Consider the following 15,412-nt stretch of genomic DNA (forward strand, 5'->3'; position numbering starts at 1 on the left):
GGGAAAATGCGGAGCGGACCGGGCCGGCCGTCCCGACCGGGTCTTCCGCTAGAGTCCGCCGACGACATGCGCGCCCAAAGACCGCGCGGGCGACATCGGAGGGGCTGGGCTGGATGGACAATGGGGCGGCCGTGAGGCCGTACGACGTGGTTCTCTTCGGGGCGACCGGTTTCGTGGGCGAGCTCACCGCGGAGTATCTGGCCGAGCACGCCCCCTCGGGCCTCCGCTGGGCGCTGGCCGGACGCAGCCGGGCCAAGCTCGCCGCCCTGCGCGACCGGCTCGCCGGGCGCCGGCCGGACTGCGCCGGGCTCCCGCTGGTCGTCGCCGACTCCACCGACCCGGAGTCGCTGCGCGAGCTGGCGGAGTCGGCGCGGGTGGTGGCGAGCACCGTCGGCCCGTACGTCTGGTACGGGGAGGGGCTGGTGGCCGCGTGCGCGGAGGCCGGCACCGACTACCTGGACCTGACCGGCGAGGCCGAGTTCGTGGACCGGATGTACGTACGCCACGACGCCCGCGCCCGGGAGACCGGCGCCCGGCTCGTGCACGCCTGCGGCTTCGACTCCGTGCCGCACGACCTGGGCGTCTACTACACGGTGCGGCAGCTGCCGGAGGGGGTGCCGCTGCGCATCGACGGCTTCGTACGGGCCGGGGCGATCTTCTCCGGCGGCACCTTCGCCTCGGCGCTGACCGCCTTCGGCCGCGGCCGGCACATCCTGCGGGCCGCGAACGAACGACGGCTGCACGAGCCGCGGTTGGTGACCCGGCGGGCCCGCGCGCCACTGGGCGGGCCGAGGTTCAGCCGCGAGACGGGGGCCTGGGCGCTGCCGCTGCCCACGCTTGACCCCCAGGTGGTCGCCCGCTCGGCGGCGGCCCTCGAACGGTACGGACCGGACTTCCGCTACCGCCACTACGCCTCGGTGAAGACCCTCGCGATGGCCCTGGGCGGCACGGCCGCCGTCGGTACGGGTGTGCTCGCCGCACAACTGCCCCTCGTACGGCGCTGGCTGATGGAACGTTACGAACCCGGCCAGGGCCCGAGCGCCGAGCGGCGGGCTCGGAGCTGGTTCTCCGTGCGGTTCGTCGGGGAGGGCGGCGGGCGCCGCGTCTTCACCGAGGTGTCGGGCGGCGACCCCGGCTACGGCGAGACCGCGAAGATGCTGGCCGAGTCGGCGCTCTGCCTCGCGCTCGACGACCTTCCGAAGACCTCGGGGCAGGTCACGACGGCGGTCGCGATGGGCGACGCGCTGCTCGATCGGCTGCGGGCGGCGGGGCTGCGCTTCCGGGTGGCGTACTCGGGCTGACGCGCCGCCGTCGCCCCGGCGGCGCGCTCAGTGCCTGACGAGGCAGAACGGGTGGCCGGCCGGGTCGGCGTAGATCCGCCAGGCCCGGTCCTCGTCGTCCCCGGCGGCGTCGAGGCGCCAGGCACCGAGCGCGAGGACCGCGTCGTGCGCGGCGTCCAGGTCGGCCACCCGCACGTCGATGTGGAACTGCTGCTCGGGCGCGCCCCAGACCGGCGGCCGGTGGTCGGCCACCCCCTGGAAGGCGAGCACCGGCGCGCCGGAGGCTCCGTGGAGCGTGGCCCAGGAGTCGCCGACCGCCCACTGCGGGTCCGGCCGGTTGATCTCACCGCCGAGCAAGCGCTGGTAGAACGTGGCCAGTTCCAGGACGTCGGGGCAGTCCAGGACCACGCACTGCAGGGTGCCGATCGGGCCGGGGGCGGGGGAACCGGGCGTGCGGAGGGGTTCGCGGCCGGGGCCGAAGGCGGGAGCGGTGGCGTCGGGGCCGGGAGTGTTCGGACCGGGGGAAGTCATGCCGGACACTCTGCCGCCCGATCGTCACCGCACGGTATCCGTACAGGTACTCAGCCGGACGGGTAGTTGGCCGGACGGGGGCGCGGCGGGACGGGGACGCGGCCGTACGACCCTCGGCGGACGGGGACGCGGCCGGCGGCCATCGGCCGGACGGGGGCGCAGCCGTACCGACGGTCAGCCGAACCGCTGGTTGGCCGTACCGAGGGTCAGCCGAACCGAAGGTCAGCCGAACCGCGGGTCAGCCGTACCGCGGGTCGGCCGTACCAAGGGTCAGCCGGTCTCCGCCCCCAGAGCCTGTGCGAGGGCCCGGCGGCACAGGGCGTCCGCGTGGCGGGTGGTCTCGGGAAGGCGGTAGCGCGGGCTGAGGTGCAGCGTGTGCGCACAGGCACGCTCCAGCGAGATCCGGTGACCGACCGACACGAAGACCGGCTTCACGCCGTCGCGGGTGCGCAGCGCCCGGCCGACGGTCTCGCCCTCGGCGACGAGGTCACTGAACTCACCGCGCCTGGCCCCTGGTTGCTCGTAGGTGAAGGTGAACGGGTTCTTGGCGACGCCGATCGAGGGCAGCCCGGTGAGCACCCCGAGGTGGCTCGCCAGGCCGAAGCGGCGGGGGTGGGCGAGCCCGTAGCCGTCGCAGACCAGCAGCCCGGGATCGGCGGTGAGGCGTCCGAGCGCGGCGAGCACGGTGGGGACCTCCCGGAAGGCCAGGAGGCCCGGCACGTACGGGAAGGACACCCGGCCGACGGCGGTGGCCTCCGCCACGACGTCGAGGGTCCGGGCGTCCAGGACGACGGCCGCCGCCGCGACGAGGTCCCGCTCGTCGTCGTACGCCACATCGACTCCGGTGACGTTCCCCTCGCCGACCCCGGGGCCCTGCTCCTCCAGCACCAGCCGCCCGTGCAGCTCCTCCTGTACGGCCAGGGCGGTCTGCTCGTCGGCGGGCCAGCCGTGGGGAATCCCGATGATCGTCATGCCGGCGTCCCGCCGTCCGCACGCATCAGCAGGTGCCCGCGGCGAAACCGCTCGCCCTCGGCCGGTTCCCGCAGCATCCGGCCGACCTCGGTGAAGCCGGCCTCGGCGGCCAGGCCCGCGAGGTCGTCGACGGGCCACCGGTAGGCCGTCGTCACCTTGTGGTCGAAGGCCGTGACCGGGGCGCCCTCCGACTCGAAGAAGGCGAGGAGGAGAGTGCCGCCGGGCGCGAGGACCCGACGGAACTCGGCGAAGTACGGGGGAAGTTCCCCGGGCGGGGTGTGGATGACCGAGTACCAGGAGACGACGCCTCCCAGCCCGCCGTCCGTCACGCCCAGGGCGTCGAGCGCGTCCATGGAGCCGACCTCGAACCGCAGGTCCGGATACGTCGCACGGGCGAGGTCGATCATCTCGGGCGACAGGTCGACCCCGAAGACGTCGAGCCCCAGGTCCCGCAGCCGCGCGGTGACCGGCCCCGGGCCGCACCCGACCTCGACGACGGGCCCGGCACCGCCGGCCCGCACGGTCTCGGCGAACGCGGCGAGCAGCGCGCGGTCGAGCGGGAGCGAGTCGAGGTCGGGGCGCGGGAGTTCGGAGTAGAGGGCGGCGACGGCGTCGTAGGCGTCGGCCGTCGTGCGGTGGTGGGCGGAGAGTTCGGTCACGGAAGGAGGTTAGAGGAGGCGGGGAGAAGGCGCTGGGGCGGCGGGACCCGGACCGGCGGGCCTCGCCCCCCCAAAGCGCCCGGACACGGCCGGGTGTCGGGGCGGCCGGGCGTTTCCAGACGGCTGGGTGTCCCGGGCGGCTGGGTGTCCCGGGCGGTCCGGCGTCGGGTGGCCCGGTGGGCGGACGACCGCGCGGACCGGTGGCGGCGCCGGGTAGCCTGGCGATCATGTTCGTACTGGAGCTGACCTACACCGCGCCCGTCGAGCGGGTCGACGCGCTGATCCCCGCACACGTCGAGTGGCTCGACGCGCAGTACGCCGCCGGGGTGTTCCTGGCCTCCGGGCGGAAGAACCCGCGGGACGGCGGGGTGATCCTGGCCGGCGGGGTCGGCCGCGAGGAGATCGAGAAGATCGTGGCGACCGACCCGTTCACCGTCGAGGGGGTCTGCGCGTACCGGATCGTCGAGTTCTACGCCACCAAGTCGGTGGACGGACTCGCCCCGTTCCGGGACGAGTTGCCGGCCTAGGGAAGGATCCGGCGGGCGGCGCTCCGAGGCGCTGGGGTCGGGGCCGTGGAGGAGGACGTCCCACCGCGGGAGTCGTCAGGAGCCGGGGGTGATCGGCCGGCGTATCTCCTTGCGTATCCGGTGGGTCTCCGCCGCCGCCTGTTCGACGTTGACGGTCGGAGGGAACGTCACCACGGCCATGGTGTTGGCGTCTCCCCACGCGCAGAGGGTCTGCTCGGTCGTCGCCTCGCAGCGGAAGTCCACGTCCGCGCCGGGGAGGCGTTTCGTGGTGGCCGGCTCGATGACACTGTCGTCGCCCCTCTCCGAGGAGTACATGAGGTTGTCCCGTTTCGCTTCCGCGAACTTGAACCGGCCGAACTCGCCCCAGACTTCTATCGTGTCGGGCTTACGGTCCTCGTCAGTGGCCGCGTAGGTGACCGAGAAGCTCCTCACGTCCCTCTCGAAATAGCCGTCCGAAGGCCCGTCCGGCGTGAGAGACCCAACGCCGTCGTGCGCGTACGCGCCCCCCAGCAGGGTCGTGGGCACGATGAGTTTGTGCGTGGCGTCGGGGAAGGACGCGTCGGAGAACTCATAGCCTCCGTAGCCCGCACCGCCGAGCAGGATCAGGGCTCCGGCGACGTACAGCCTCGTGCGCCACTTCTTCCTCGGCCGGCGTAGGGTCCCCGCCTGCTGGCCCAAGGGGGTGCGCTGCACGGGGGCGGCCCCGGGCGCGGTGTCCGGCGGGGCGCCGACGGTCATGGCGTTGTGGACGCCCTCGCCGCGCGGCGCGGTCACCGCCCCAGCGACCGCCACCGCCCCAGGCGGCGTCGGCGGGGAGCCTACGCCCGCGTCCGGCAGGGTAGGCGCATGCGCCACCGCCGTCGCCTGGCGAGCGGCGCCGGGCACGAACAGGTCCAGGAGCCCCGTCGCGGTCGGGCGTTGCGCCGGGTCCTTGGCCATACAGGCGGCGACCACCGGTCGGATGCCCTGCGGGACGGCCGCGAGGTCCGGCTGCTCGTGCACCGCCCGGTACATCAGGCCCATCGGCGTACCGTCTCCGAACGCCCTGCCACCCGCCGCCGCGACCAGCACCGCACCCAGCGCGAACACATCGGCCGCCGGGCCGACGTCGAGCCCCTGCGCCTGCTCGGGCGCCAGGAAGCCGGGAGTGCCGAAAGCGGCTCCGGCCGACGTGAGCCGGGACGATTCCAGGGCCCGGGCGATCCCGAAATCGAGCACCCGCGGCCCGTCGTCCGCCATGATGATGTTGCCCGGCTTGAGATCACGGTGCACGAGGCCACAGGCGTGAATGGCCTGCAGCGCCTCCGAAAGCGCCGCACCGAGCAGACGGAGCGCGGGCTCGTCCATCGGCCCCCGGTCGGCGATCAGTTCCGAGAGCGTCGGCCCGGCGATGTAGGCGGTGGCCAGCCAGGGTGCGGCGGCATCGGGGTCGGCGTCGACCACCTGCGCGGTGTGGAACCCGCCGACCCTGCGCGCGGCTTCCACCTCCGCGCGGAACCGGGCGCGGAAGTGGGGATCCGCGGCCAGCTCGGCTCGGGCCACCTTCACGGCCACCGTGCGTCCGCCCCGGGAACGTGCCAGGTATACCGTCCCCATGCCGCCCGCGCCCAGTTCCCGCTCCACCGTGTAGTGGCCCACACGCTCCGGCAGATCCATCGCGCCGCCCCCGTCCCGCCCCATGTGTCCCGCCCCCGTTGGAGTGCCGGGCGCCAGTATGGTCGACTTCACCGTCCAGGCCGAAGCGGCCTAGCCGCGGAACTCCACCCGCGCGACACGGCCCTTCTCGCCCGAGGCCCAGCAGGCGCCGTCGCGGGTGCAGTCGACCGTGTCGTACGAGCCGGTGTCGACGGTGCGCCAGGTGCGGCCGCCGTCGGTGGTGAGGTCCGTGCCGGTGGGGCCGACGGCGAGGGCGGCGGACCGGGAGTGCGGGAGCCAGGCGACGCCGGAGCGGTAGGCGGGCGGCGGGGTGGTGGACGGCGCCCAGGCGCGGCCGGCGTCGTCGGTGACGGCGGCGGCCCGTGGCGAGGGCTGGTCCTTGCGGTAGTCGCCGCCGACGGCGATGCCGTGCCGGCGGTCGCGGAAGGCGAGCCCGAAGACGCCCTTGGCCCCCTCCCCCGCCGGGATCGTCGTCTCCGTGGCGCGCCAGGTCAGACCCCGGTCCGCGGAGTGCAGCACCCGGCCGGTCGCCCCGCCGCCGGTCGCGAGCCACACGTCCCTGGGGCCGGACGACACCAGGCACTGGCCGCTCGCCGCGAACCCGGCCTCGCCGGGCAGCGCCTCCGGCATGCCGTCGCTGGGCAGCACCTGCCAGGAGCGGCCGCCGTCGCGGGTGGACAGGATGCGGTACCTGCCGTCGACGGGGTCGCTCATCGCGAGCCCGTGCCGGTGGTCGAAGAAGGTCATGCAGTCGTAGAAGGCGCGCGGGTCGGTGTTGCGGAAGGACTCCGTCCAGGTGGCTCCGCCGTCCTCGGTGCGGTAGACGCGGGAGGCCTCGCCCTCACCGATGGCGAGGACCACGGCCCTGCGGGCGTCGAACGCCTCCACGTCGCGGAACTCCAGTTCGCCGGCCGCCGGCGGAGAGGCGTTTCGCCAGCTGGTGCCGCCGTCGGTGGTGCGCAGCACCGTGCCGCGGGAACCGGCGGCCCAGGCGACCTGCCGGCTCACGGCGGCCAGGCCCCGGAAGCGGGCGTCCGTCCCGGTCGGGGTGAGCTCCCAGGCGGCGGTGGCGGGCGCCTGTCCGGGTGCGGTCCGCGCCAGGGCGGGGGCCGGAACCGCCGGGGCCGGTGTCGGGACGGAGGCCGGAGCCGCCGGGGCGGGGGCCGGTGCCGGAATCGCCGGAGCCGCCACAGCCGGAGCCGGGACCGCCAGGGCGGGGGCCGGTGCCGCCGCAGCCGGTACCGGGGCCGCCAGGGTCGTGGCGAGCGCCGCCCCGGCCAGTCCCGCCGCGAGTCCCAGGACCGTCATTCGTCTCGTCTTCCCCATGGGCGTCATGGCGCCGGAAGCTAGCCCACCGCGAGGACCCCGTCCAGAGTGCCTGCCCGCCATGGCGTTCCGGGGCCCGCCCGGGCGGCGGCCGCGGCCGGCGCCGAGGAGCGGTGACGCAGCTCACGTACCCCTCCAATGCACGCCGGAGCCCCTCCGCTCGTCTCCTGTGGTGTCAGGGAGACGCCAGGAGAACGTAGCCGCGCGACAGGAGGCTGGCCCATGTCCACCGTCATCGAGCAGGCCGTGCAGGCCCGACTCGTCGCGTCCGCGCCGCGGACGGAGTCCGTGGCGGCCACGCTGCGGTACGACCGCGAGGACCCGTACGCCGTGAGCATGGCCTTCCCGCCACCCGCCACCCTGGAGGGCGTGGAGGTGTCGTGGGCGTTCGCGCGCGAGCTGCTCGTCGAGGGCGTGGACGGCCCGGCGGGGGTCGGTGACGTGCGGCTGCGCCCGTACGGCTACGACCGCACGGTGGTGGAGTTCCACGCGCCCGAGGGGGTGGCGGTGGTGCACGTCCGGACGGAGGAGCTGCGCACCTTCCTGGAGCGCTCGCAGCACCTGGTGCCGCGCGGGCGCGAGCACCAGTACCTGGACTGGGACGAGGACCTGGCGCAGCTCCTGGAGGAGCACCCCTAATTCGATTGCGGCCCTCCGCCTCCCGGTCGTAGCGTTTCGTCCTGGCCCTGTTGTCACCCTGATCGGAGAAGGCCGTTGCTTCGCTGAGGCTCGAGACACCGTGCCGCGCGTGCCGCCCCGCCGCGTGTGCCGTCGTCGACCTCGGCGTACGAGCGCTGCTTCCGTTCCGGTCCGTTCCCGGCCTCTCCGGCCGCCCCGGCCCTTCCGGTCTCCGCGCGCGCCCCGGTGTCTCACGCGATGCCCTTGCCCACGTCGCGCAACCGGGAGGCCCCTATGGCGACTCGCCCCACCTTCATCACCTGCACGTCCCTCTCCTTCTCCTGGCCCGACGGGACCGGAGTCCTCGACGACTTCCGACTGGCCGTCGGCCCCGGCAGGACCGGCCTCGTCGGTCTCAACGGGGCGGGGAAGTCCACCCTGCTCAAGCTGATCGCCGGCGAGCTGACCCCGTCGGCGGGCACGATCCGCGTCGCCGGGGAGGTCGGCTATCTGCCGCAGAACCTGGTGCTGCGCACGGCCCTGCGGGTCGACCAGGTGCTCGGCATCGACCGGACCCGGGCCGCGCTGCACGCCATCGAGGCGGGCGACACCGCCGAGGAGCACTTCGCGGCCGTCGGCGACGACTGGGACGTGGAGGAGCGGGCCCGGGCCGTGCTCGACCAGCTCGGGCTCGGTCACATCGGGCTCGACCGCACGATCGGCGAGGTCTCGGGCGGTGAGTCGGTGCTGCTGCGGCTCGCCGCCCTGCTGCTCGCGCGGCCCGATGTGCTGCTGCTCGACGAGCCGACGAACAACCTCGACCTGTACGCGCGGCACCGGCTCTACGAGGCGGTGGACGCCTGGCCGGGCGTGCTGGTCGTGGTCAGCCATGACCGTGAACTCCTGGAGCGCGTCGACCAGATCGCCGATCTGCGGGACGGCGAGGTCGCCTGGTACGGCGGCAACTGGTCCGACTACCAGGCGGCGCTCGCGACCGAACAGGAGGCGGCCGAGCGGATGGTGCGGGTCGCCGAGGCCGACGTCCAGCGGCAGCGGCGCGATCTGGCGGACGCCCAGATGAAGTTGGCGCGCCGCAGGCGCTACGGACAGAAGAGCTACGACAACAAGGTCGTGCCGAAGATCGTCGCCAACAACCGCAAGGCCGCCGCCGAGGTGTCCTCGGCCAAGCACCGCGCGCTGCACACCGAGCGGCTCGCGGAGGCGCGCTCGCGCCTCGACGCGGCGGTGGAGGCGGTACGGGACGACGACGAGATCCGCATCGAACTGCCCCGCACCACCGTCCACCCGGGCCAGGACGTGCTGCTGCTGCGCGACCTGGAGCTGCCGTACGGGGCGCGGGTGGCGGGCGGCTTCGAGCTGCGCGGGCCGGAGCGGGTCGCGCTCCTCGGCCGCAACGGCGCCGGGAAGACGACCTTGCTGCGGACGATCGCGGGCGAGCTCGCCCCGGTCGCGGGCGAGGCGGTGGCGCACGTCCCGCTGCGCTTCCTGCCGCAGCGGCTCGACCTCCTGGACGACGGGCTGAGCGTGGTGGAGAACGTGGCCCGGTTCGCTCCGGCGGCGACGCCCAACCAGATCCGGGCGCGGCTCGCCCGGTTCCTGTTCCGGGGCGCCCGGGCGGACCGTCCGGCGGGCACCTTGTCGGGCGGTGAGAGGTTCCGCGCGACGCTGGCGGCGCTCCTGCTGGCCGAACCGGCTCCGCGGCTGCTGATGCTGGACGAGCCGACCAACAACCTGGACGCGGCGTCGGTACGGAGCCTGACGGCGGCGCTCGACGCGTACGAGGGCTCGCTGATCGTGGCGAGCCACGACGTCCCGTTCCTGGAGTCGCTGGGGATCACCCGCTGGCTGCTGCTCGACGGCGAGCTGCGGCCGACGACGGCCGAGGCCGTGCGGGCAGGGCTCGGGGCGGGAGCGGCGGTGGAGTGACCGACCTCCAGCGTGCCCTCCGCGGCGAGGCCGAGGCCGCCGAGGACCGGCCGCGTCTGCTCTGAGTAGCCACCAGGTCACGCGGGAAAGGGGAAGCGGGGTGCCCCGTCCGCGTGACCTGGATCTCTCTCACCCGTACGGGAGCTGGGGTCATAACGGAACGTAACCGGACATCGCCGAGACGGGCTTGGCCAGCCTCTTACGGGGCCTTAACCTACGGTCTCGTAACCTACGAATCCGTAGGTAATTGACGTATGCCCTTCCTCCGTCCCCCAGGAGTTCCCTTGACGCTCACCTCTCCCCATCTCGGCAGTTCGGCAGGGTGGACCGACGCACGGCTCCTGTACGCGTTGGAGGAGGTCGTCGAGAAGGAGCTCAACCGGCATCTGAAGGTCACCAAGGACTGGATGCCGCACGAGTACGTGCCGTGGTCGGACGCCCGGAACTTCCCCGGTTTCTTCGAGGACGGCGAGGCCTGGGACCGCTCGCAGTCCAAGGTCACCGACGTCGGCCGGATCGCGCTCGTGGTGAACCTGCTCACCGAGGACAACCTGCCGAGCTACCACCACGAGATCGCCACGCTCTTCGGCCGCGACGGCGCCTGGGGCACCTGGGTGCACCGCTGGACCGCGGAGGAGGGCCGGCACGGCATCGTCATGCGCGACTACCTGCTGGCCTCGCGGGCGGTCGACCCGGACGAGCTCGAGCGCTTCCGCATGGCCCACATGAGCGAGGGCTTCGAGTCCGACAACCGTCACTCGATGCTGCACTCGATCGCTTACGTGGCCTTCCAGGAGCTCGCGACCCGCATCTCGCACCGCAACACCGGCCACCAGTCCGGCGACCCCGTGTGCGACCGCATGCTCGCCCGCATCGCGCTCGACGAGAACCTGCACATGGTCTTCTACCGCAACCTGCTGGGCGCGGCCTTCGAGCTCGCTCCGGATCTGACGATGCAGGCCGTGCGGGACGTCGTCGTCAACTTCCGCATGCCCGGTCACGGCATGCCGGGCTTCGAGCGCGCGGCGGCCCAGATGGCGATCGGCGAGATCTACAACCTGCGCATCCACCACGACGACGTGCTGCAGCCGGTGCTGCGCTTCCTCAAGGTCCTGCAGATCGAGGGCCTCGGCCCGGAGGGCCTGAAGGCGCAGGAGGAGCTGGGGCTGTACATGAACGGGCTGGACGGCGAGGCCGCCAAGTTCGACGAGCGGCTCGCGGCGCGCAAGGCGCGGATGGAGGCCCGCAAGGCCGGCTGACGGCCGCAGGTGAGCCCTGGGGCGGGCGCGGCGACCCTGGAGGGGCCGGCGGCCCGTGGGGCGGGCGCGGCGACCCGGGAGGCTGGACCGGTGAGCCCGTGGGGCGGGCGCGGCGACCCTGGAGGGGCCGGTGGCCCGTGGGGCGGGCGGGTTCAGCCCCGGCGCCGCTTCAGCTTGATCCGCTCCTTCTCCGAGAGGCCGCCCCACACCCCGAAGCGCTCGTCGTGCTTCAGCGCGTACTCCAGGCACGCGACGCGCCCCTCGCACGCCCCGCACAGCTGCTTCGCCTCACGGGTCGAGGAGCCGGGCGCCGGGAAGAAGAACTCGGGTCCGGCCTGGGCGCACAGCGCGTCCTGCTGCCAGGAGAGGTCGGGGGTCATGAGGGCCTGCGGGGCGGAGGGCATCGTGTCGGTCTGCATGGAACCAGACTGGCCGGGTGGCCTAAACGCGCCATCAACGTCTGCTCAACGCGGCGCGCCGGGATCGGTGCGCCTGTTTCGGCCAGGCCACGGACCCCACGGCTCCGTGCGCGGCGACTGTCCGCACGGTCGTGCGGACAGTACGATGGCGGCATGAGCGGCAGCACCAGAACGGACGGGCGCGTCGAGCGCGGCAACCAGACCCGGCGACTCGTCCTGGGCCGCACGATGCACATCGCCTCCGTGGAGGGCCTGGAAGGGCTGTCGCTCGGCCGGATCGCCACGGAGCTGGGGCTGAGCAAGAGCGGGGTCTTCGCCCTGTTCGGCTCCAAGGAGGAGCTTCAGCTCGCCACCGTGCGGGCGGCGACCTCCGTGTTCGTCTCCGAGGTCGTCACACCGCTGGCCGACCTGCCGCCCGGTCCGGGCCGGGTGTGGGCGCTGTGCCGCAACTGGCTCGCGTACTCGTCCGGGCGGACCTTCGAGGGCGGCTGCTTCTTCTACGCGGTCTCGGCGGAGTTCGACGCCCGCACGGGCCCGGTCCACGACGCCGTGGCGCAGTCCCGCCGCGACTGGCTGGCCTATGTGGAGCGGACGATCGAGGAGGCCCGGCTGGCCGGCGGCTTCGTGGCGGACGTGGACGCTCCGCAGCTCGCCTTCGAGATCATCGCCCTCATGGAGTCGGCCAACGCCCAGTCCGTCCTGCTCGGCGACACCTCCGCGTACACGCGGGCCGAGCGGGGCATCGCCCGGCTGCTGCGGGCGGAGGCGACCGCCGGGGGGCGCGAGGAGATCGGCGCCCCGGCGGGGTGAGTCAGCGGGCAGCGGCGCCCGGCACTGCGGTCGCCGCGGCCGGCTCGACGCCGCCCTCGCGCTCGGCGCGCTCCTCCGTCATGAACTCCACGGCCTGCGCCACGACCTGATCGTCCATGAGGATCCGCCGGTGGCCGAGTCCACGGGTGACCACCAGCCGGGCCCGCTCGCCGTGCGCGCGGGCGAGGAAGCGGGCGTGGGCCATCGGGACCATCTCGTCGGTCTCGTCGTGGAACAGCAGGACGGGCGCGCCGAGGTCGCCGGGGTGCCAGTCCGCGTCCAGCCGGCCCCAGATCTCCGGCTCGCCCGGCGCGAGCCGGCGCTCGACGTGGCGGCGCATCGCCCGCATGGTGCGACCGGTCAGGCCGAAGGCGCCCTGGAACCAGTCGGTGAGCAGGGTGAAGGAGCCGACGCCGGAGATCCCGACGAAGCGACCGGCGCGCACCCCGTCACGCAGCGCGAAGAGGGCGGCGAGGACGCCGAAGGAGTGCGCGAGGACGGCCTCGAAGTCACCGTGCCGGGTGTGCAGCTCCCGGATGATCGCGCGGTATTCGATGATGTTGGAGGCGCGGCCGGGTGCGTCCCCGTGGCCGGGGGCGTCGAAGGCCACGGGGCTGTAGCCGCGGTCGAGCAGGGCCTCGGCGAAGGCGGCCAGGCGCGAGGCCCGTGAGGACCAGCCGTGGACGAGCAGCACCGGCCGTCTCCCGTCTCCCCACGCGTAGACGACGGCCTCCTTCCCGCCCACCCGGATGCGGTCGACCCGGGCGGTGGCCATGAGGTTTTCCTCGGCCGGCCTGAGCCGCGCCCGGCCGGCGGGGCGGACGAAGAGGTGGAAGGCGGCGCGCCCGGCGGGGGCGGGAGCGACGCGGGCGGCGGCGTTGAGCGCGGTGCGGACCAGCAGGGCCTTCGGAAACATGCCGGATCTCCTCGATCGTCCTCGATACGAGAAAATGCTAGCACGACCGTTCGTGTTGTTTTCAGACCGGACCGATCGCCCCCACACCAGCCCCCTACTCCTCCTTCCCCTCCTTCTTCGCGCGGCTCGGCTGCACCCGCTTCGGCTCGCCGGGCATCTTCGGGTACTCCGGCGGATAGGGCAGGTCGCCGAGACCGTGCTCCGCCTCGTCCCGGCGGGCCAGTTCGAGCAGGGACTCCAGGCTGAACCGCTCGTCGTCCATGTCCGCGTGCACGTCGCCGTGTTCGGCGTACCGGGCCGGCATGGTGCGGATGTCGAAGTCCCGCGGCACCGCGTCGTCGACCTCGTCCCAGCGCAGCGGCGCGGAGACGGGGGCGTGCGGGTGCGGGCGTACGGAGTAGGCGGAGGCGATGGTGCGGTCGCGGGCGGTCTGGTTGTAGTCCAGGAAGATCCGCTGCCCGCGCTCCTCCTTCCACCACTTGATGGTCACGCGCTCCGGCATCCGCCGCTCCAGCTCCCGGCCACAGGCGATGGCGGCACGTCTGACCTGGGTGAACGTCCAGTTCGGCAGGATCGGCACGAAGACGTGCAGCCCGCGTCCGCCCGAGGTCTTGGGCCAGCCTCGCAGCCCGTGCTCGTCCAGGATCGCGCGGAGTTCGTGGGCGGCGCGGACGGCGTCGGCGTAGTCGGTGCCGGGCTGGGGGTCGAGGTCCAGACGCAGTTCGTCGGGGTGGTCGGTGTCGTCACGGCGTACCGGCCAGGGGTGGAAGGTGACGGCCCCCAGGTTGGCGGCCCACAGGACGGCGGCCGGTTCGGTGGGGCACATCTCGTCGGCCGACCGGCCGCTGGGGAAGGTGATGTGGGCCGTCGGGATCCAGTCGGGCAGGTACTTGGGCGCGCGCTTCTGGAAGAAGGACTCGCCTGTCACGCCGTCGGGGTAGCGCTCCAGGGTGGTCGGCCGGTTCCGCAGGGCGCGGGTGATGCCCTCGCCGACGGCCAGGTAGTAGTGCACCATGTCCAGCTTGGTGTAGCCCGTCTCCGGGAAGTACACCTTCTCCGGGTTGGAGACCCGTACGGTCCGGTCGCCGACCTCGAGCTCCACCGCTGCCGCCTTGCCTGCCATGCGGGTCAGCCTAGGGCTCGCCGACAACTCGCGCATACCGGACAATCACCCCATGGACCTGCCGGTGATGCCGCCCGTGAAACCGATGCTCGCGAAATCCGTGAAGAAGATCCCGCCGGGCATGCAGTACGAGGCCAAGTGGGACGGCTTCCGTGCCCTCGTCCACCGGGACGGCCCCGAGCTCTTCATCGGCAGCCGCACGGGCAAGCCGCTGATGCGCTACTTTCCCGAGCTCGCCGAGGCGTTCGCCGACCGGCTGCCCGAGCGCTGTGTGATCGACGGGGAGATCGTGATCGAGCACGACGGCCGGCTCGATTTCGACCGGCTCACGGAGCGGATCCATCCGGCCGCGTCCCGGGTCCGGATGCTGGCGGAGACGACGCCCGCCCGGTTCGTCGCCTTCGATCTGCTCGCCCTCGGCGACGAGTCCTTCCTCGACACGCCGCTCGCCGAGCGGCGTGTCGTCCTGGAGAGCGCGCTCACCGGGGTCCGGCCCCCGGTCCACCTCGCCCCGGCCACCACCGACGTCACCGTCGCCGAGCACTGGTTCGAACAGTACGAGGGAGCCGGCCTCGACGGCGTGATCGCCAAGCCGCTCGACCTGCCCTACCGGCCGGACGCGCGGCTGATGTACAAGATCAAGCACGAGCGCACGGCCGACGTGGTCGTGGCCGGATACCGCCTCCACAAGAGCGGGCCGGTGGTCGGTTCGCTGCTGCTCGGCCTCTACGACGACGGAGGCGTCCTCCAGCACGTCGGCGTGTGCGCGGCCTTCACCGCGAAGCGGCGCGCCGAACTGGTCGAGGAACTGGAGCCGCTGCGCATGGACCCGCCGGACGGGCACCCATGGGCGGCCTGGGCGGACGAGGCGGCGCACGAGTCCTCCCGCCTCCCGGGCGCGCAGAGCCGCTGGACGGGAAAGAAGGACCTGTCCTGGGTGGCGCTGCGCCCCGAGCGGGTCTGCGAGGTGGGGTACGACCACATGGAGGGCGACCGCTTCCGGCACACGGCCCAGTTCAAGCGCTGGCGGCCGGACCGCACACCGGAGTCCTGCGGGTACGCGCAGCTGGAGGAGCCCGTCTCGTACGACCTCGGCGAGATCCTCTCGTAGCCCCGCTCCCGCCGGCCGGTCGGCTGCCCGACGGGGCGTGTGGAGATCGTTCCCCACCGGCGGCGACGTGAGATGCCCCACATCGGGTTTGCGTGGCGATCGGCTCTTCTCGGCGTGTCGTTCGGGGAACTGACGGTCGATCGGATCCGCGCACCGCGTCGCACCTGCGGGAACGCCGGGCGCGTTCCCGCACTCGTCCGTACGCCTCGCCGAAGGCCGCGCGCCGCTGTTGCCCGGCGGTGACGGAGCCGTCGTCGA

General features: G+C 73.4%; 15 protein-coding genes. 7 read left to right on the forward strand and 8 right to left on the reverse strand.

What is annotated here, in order from left to right:
* Nucleotides 1-113 precede the first annotated feature (113 nt).
* Complete coding sequence (locus tag ABTZ91_RS09385) at nucleotides 114-1,301, forward strand: saccharopine dehydrogenase NADP-binding domain-containing protein (RefSeq protein WP_352076538.1); 1,188 nt, start codon at nucleotides 114-116, stop codon at nucleotides 1,299-1,301.
* A gap of 27 nt (nucleotides 1,302-1,328) precedes the next feature.
* On the opposite strand, the gene ABTZ91_RS09390 is transcribed toward ABTZ91_RS09385, so the two are convergent.
* From ABTZ91_RS09390 to ABTZ91_RS09400, 3 genes are all read right to left on the reverse strand, one after another.
* Nucleotides 1,329-1,688, reverse strand: coding sequence for a VOC family protein (locus ABTZ91_RS09390; RefSeq protein WP_407077929.1), 360 nt, complete (start codon nucleotides 1,686-1,688; stop codon nucleotides 1,329-1,331).
* A 393-nt stretch (nucleotides 1,689-2,081) separates the two neighbouring features.
* Nucleotides 2,082-2,783: an endonuclease V gene (locus ABTZ91_RS09395; RefSeq protein ID WP_352076539.1), complete on the reverse strand. Its 702-nt coding sequence runs from the start codon at nucleotides 2,781-2,783 to the stop codon at nucleotides 2,082-2,084.
* Nucleotides 2,780-3,442, reverse strand: a complete 663-nt coding sequence (locus ABTZ91_RS09400; protein ID WP_352076540.1) for a methyltransferase domain-containing protein — start codon at nucleotides 3,440-3,442, stop codon at nucleotides 2,780-2,782. Before ABTZ91_RS09400 ends, ABTZ91_RS09395 begins: the two co-directional genes overlap by 4 nt.
* A 227-nt stretch (nucleotides 3,443-3,669) precedes the next feature.
* Here ABTZ91_RS09400 and ABTZ91_RS09405 point away from each other — a divergent pair, with 227 nt between their 5' ends.
* A complete protein-coding gene (locus ABTZ91_RS09405) occupies nucleotides 3,670-3,969 on the forward strand; it encodes a YciI family protein (protein WP_345484439.1) in 300 nt (99 codons plus the stop codon).
* A 75-nt stretch (nucleotides 3,970-4,044) separates the two neighbouring features.
* On the opposite strand, the gene ABTZ91_RS34145 is transcribed toward ABTZ91_RS09405, so the two are convergent.
* Entirely contained in the window at nucleotides 4,045-5,625 is a 1,581-nt protein-coding gene (locus ABTZ91_RS34145) for a serine/threonine-protein kinase (RefSeq protein WP_407077923.1), read from the reverse strand.
* 90 nt (nucleotides 5,626-5,715) lie between these two features.
* Nucleotides 5,716-6,933 (reverse strand): oxidoreductase, encoded by a 1,218-nt coding sequence (locus ABTZ91_RS09415; protein ID WP_352076541.1) that lies wholly within the window; start codon nucleotides 6,931-6,933, stop codon nucleotides 5,716-5,718.
* 240 nt (nucleotides 6,934-7,173) lie between these two features.
* Here ABTZ91_RS09415 and ABTZ91_RS09420 point away from each other — a divergent pair, with 240 nt between their 5' ends.
* The 3 genes from ABTZ91_RS09420 to ABTZ91_RS09430 all read left to right on the forward strand — a co-directional run bounded on the left by ABTZ91_RS09420 (nucleotide 7,174) and on the right by ABTZ91_RS09430 (nucleotide 10,775).
* A complete protein-coding gene (locus tag ABTZ91_RS09420) occupies nucleotides 7,174-7,590 on the forward strand; it encodes an SsgA family sporulation/cell division regulator (protein WP_352076542.1) in 417 nt (138 codons plus the stop codon).
* A 273-nt stretch (nucleotides 7,591-7,863) separates the two neighbouring features.
* The gene (locus ABTZ91_RS09425; RefSeq protein ID WP_352076543.1) at nucleotides 7,864-9,516 is read left to right on the forward strand and encodes an ABC-F family ATP-binding cassette domain-containing protein; all 1,653 of its coding nucleotides are present in this window, start codon (nucleotides 7,864-7,866) and stop codon (nucleotides 9,514-9,516) included.
* Between the two features lie 284 nt (nucleotides 9,517-9,800).
* Nucleotides 9,801-10,775, forward strand: coding sequence for an acyl-ACP desaturase (locus tag ABTZ91_RS09430; protein WP_352076544.1), 975 nt, complete (start codon nucleotides 9,801-9,803; stop codon nucleotides 10,773-10,775).
* Between the two features lie 152 nt (nucleotides 10,776-10,927).
* On the opposite strand, the gene ABTZ91_RS09435 is transcribed toward ABTZ91_RS09430, so the two are convergent.
* Nucleotides 10,928-11,194 carry a WhiB family transcriptional regulator gene (locus ABTZ91_RS09435; RefSeq protein ID WP_352076545.1) on the reverse strand — a complete coding sequence of 89 codons (267 nt, stop codon included), beginning with the start codon at nucleotides 11,192-11,194 and terminating at the stop codon, nucleotides 10,928-10,930.
* Nucleotides 11,195-11,347: 153 nt separating this feature from the next.
* On the opposite strand from ABTZ91_RS09435, the gene ABTZ91_RS09440 reads away from it, so the two are divergent.
* On the forward strand, nucleotides 11,348-12,004 hold the full coding sequence (locus ABTZ91_RS09440; protein ID WP_352076546.1) for a TetR/AcrR family transcriptional regulator: 657 nt from the start codon (nucleotides 11,348-11,350) through the stop codon (nucleotides 12,002-12,004).
* A 1-nt stretch (nucleotide 12,005) separates the two neighbouring features.
* On the opposite strand, the gene ABTZ91_RS09445 is transcribed toward ABTZ91_RS09440, so the two are convergent.
* Together ABTZ91_RS09445 and ligD are read right to left on the reverse strand one after the other, a co-directional pair.
* Entirely contained in the window at nucleotides 12,006-12,920 is a 915-nt protein-coding gene (locus tag ABTZ91_RS09445; protein WP_352076547.1) for an alpha/beta hydrolase, read from the reverse strand.
* A gap of 94 nt (nucleotides 12,921-13,014) precedes the next feature.
* On the reverse strand, nucleotides 13,015-14,043 hold the full coding sequence (gene ligD / locus ABTZ91_RS09450) for a non-homologous end-joining DNA ligase (protein ID WP_352076548.1): 1,029 nt from the start codon (nucleotides 14,041-14,043) through the stop codon (nucleotides 13,015-13,017).
* Nucleotides 14,044-14,095: 52 nt separating this feature from the next.
* Here ligD and ABTZ91_RS09455 point away from each other — a divergent pair, with 52 nt between their 5' ends.
* Nucleotides 14,096-15,154, forward strand: coding sequence for an ATP-dependent DNA ligase (locus ABTZ91_RS09455; RefSeq protein ID WP_352076549.1), 1,059 nt, complete (start codon nucleotides 14,096-14,098; stop codon nucleotides 15,152-15,154).
* The last annotated feature ends 258 nt before the right edge of the window (nucleotides 15,155-15,412 follow it).

This window comes from Streptomyces sp. NPDC126499, assembly GCF_040302485.1.
Taxonomy (GTDB): domain Bacteria; phylum Actinomycetota; class Actinomycetes; order Streptomycetales; family Streptomycetaceae; genus Streptomyces.

What these genes read in the sequence shown, in the direction of transcription:
- ABTZ91_RS09385 (WP_352076538.1), top strand. Translation starts at nt 114, where the DNA reads ATGGACAATGGGGCGGCCGTGAGGCCGTACGACGTGGTTCTCTTCGGG.
- ABTZ91_RS09435 (WP_352076545.1), bottom strand. Translation starts at nt 11,194, where the DNA reads ATGCAGACCGACACGATGCCCTCCGCCCCGCAGGCCCTCATGACCCCC.
- ABTZ91_RS09420 (WP_352076542.1), top strand. Translation starts at nt 7,174, where the DNA reads ATGTCCACCGTCATCGAGCAGGCCGTGCAGGCCCGACTCGTCGCGTCC.
- ABTZ91_RS09440 (WP_352076546.1), top strand. Translation starts at nt 11,348, where the DNA reads ATGAGCGGCAGCACCAGAACGGACGGGCGCGTCGAGCGCGGCAACCAG.
- ABTZ91_RS09415 (WP_352076541.1), bottom strand. Translation starts at nt 6,933, where the DNA reads ATGACGGTCCTGGGACTCGCGGCGGGACTGGCCGGGGCGGCGCTCGCC.
- ABTZ91_RS34145 (WP_407077923.1), bottom strand. Translation starts at nt 5,625, where the DNA reads ATGGATCTGCCGGAGCGTGTGGGCCACTACACGGTGGAGCGGGAACTG.
- ligD (WP_352076548.1), bottom strand. Translation starts at nt 14,043, where the DNA reads ATGGCAGGCAAGGCGGCAGCGGTGGAGCTCGAGGTCGGCGACCGGACC.
- ABTZ91_RS09425 (WP_352076543.1), top strand. Translation starts at nt 7,864, where the DNA reads ATGGCGACTCGCCCCACCTTCATCACCTGCACGTCCCTCTCCTTCTCC.
- ABTZ91_RS09395 (WP_352076539.1), bottom strand. Translation starts at nt 2,783, where the DNA reads ATGACGATCATCGGGATTCCCCACGGCTGGCCCGCCGACGAGCAGACC.
- ABTZ91_RS09455 (WP_352076549.1), top strand. Translation starts at nt 14,096, where the DNA reads ATGGACCTGCCGGTGATGCCGCCCGTGAAACCGATGCTCGCGAAATCC.
- ABTZ91_RS09445 (WP_352076547.1), bottom strand. Translation starts at nt 12,920, where the DNA reads ATGTTTCCGAAGGCCCTGCTGGTCCGCACCGCGCTCAACGCCGCCGCC.
- ABTZ91_RS09405 (WP_345484439.1), top strand. Translation starts at nt 3,670, where the DNA reads ATGTTCGTACTGGAGCTGACCTACACCGCGCCCGTCGAGCGGGTCGAC.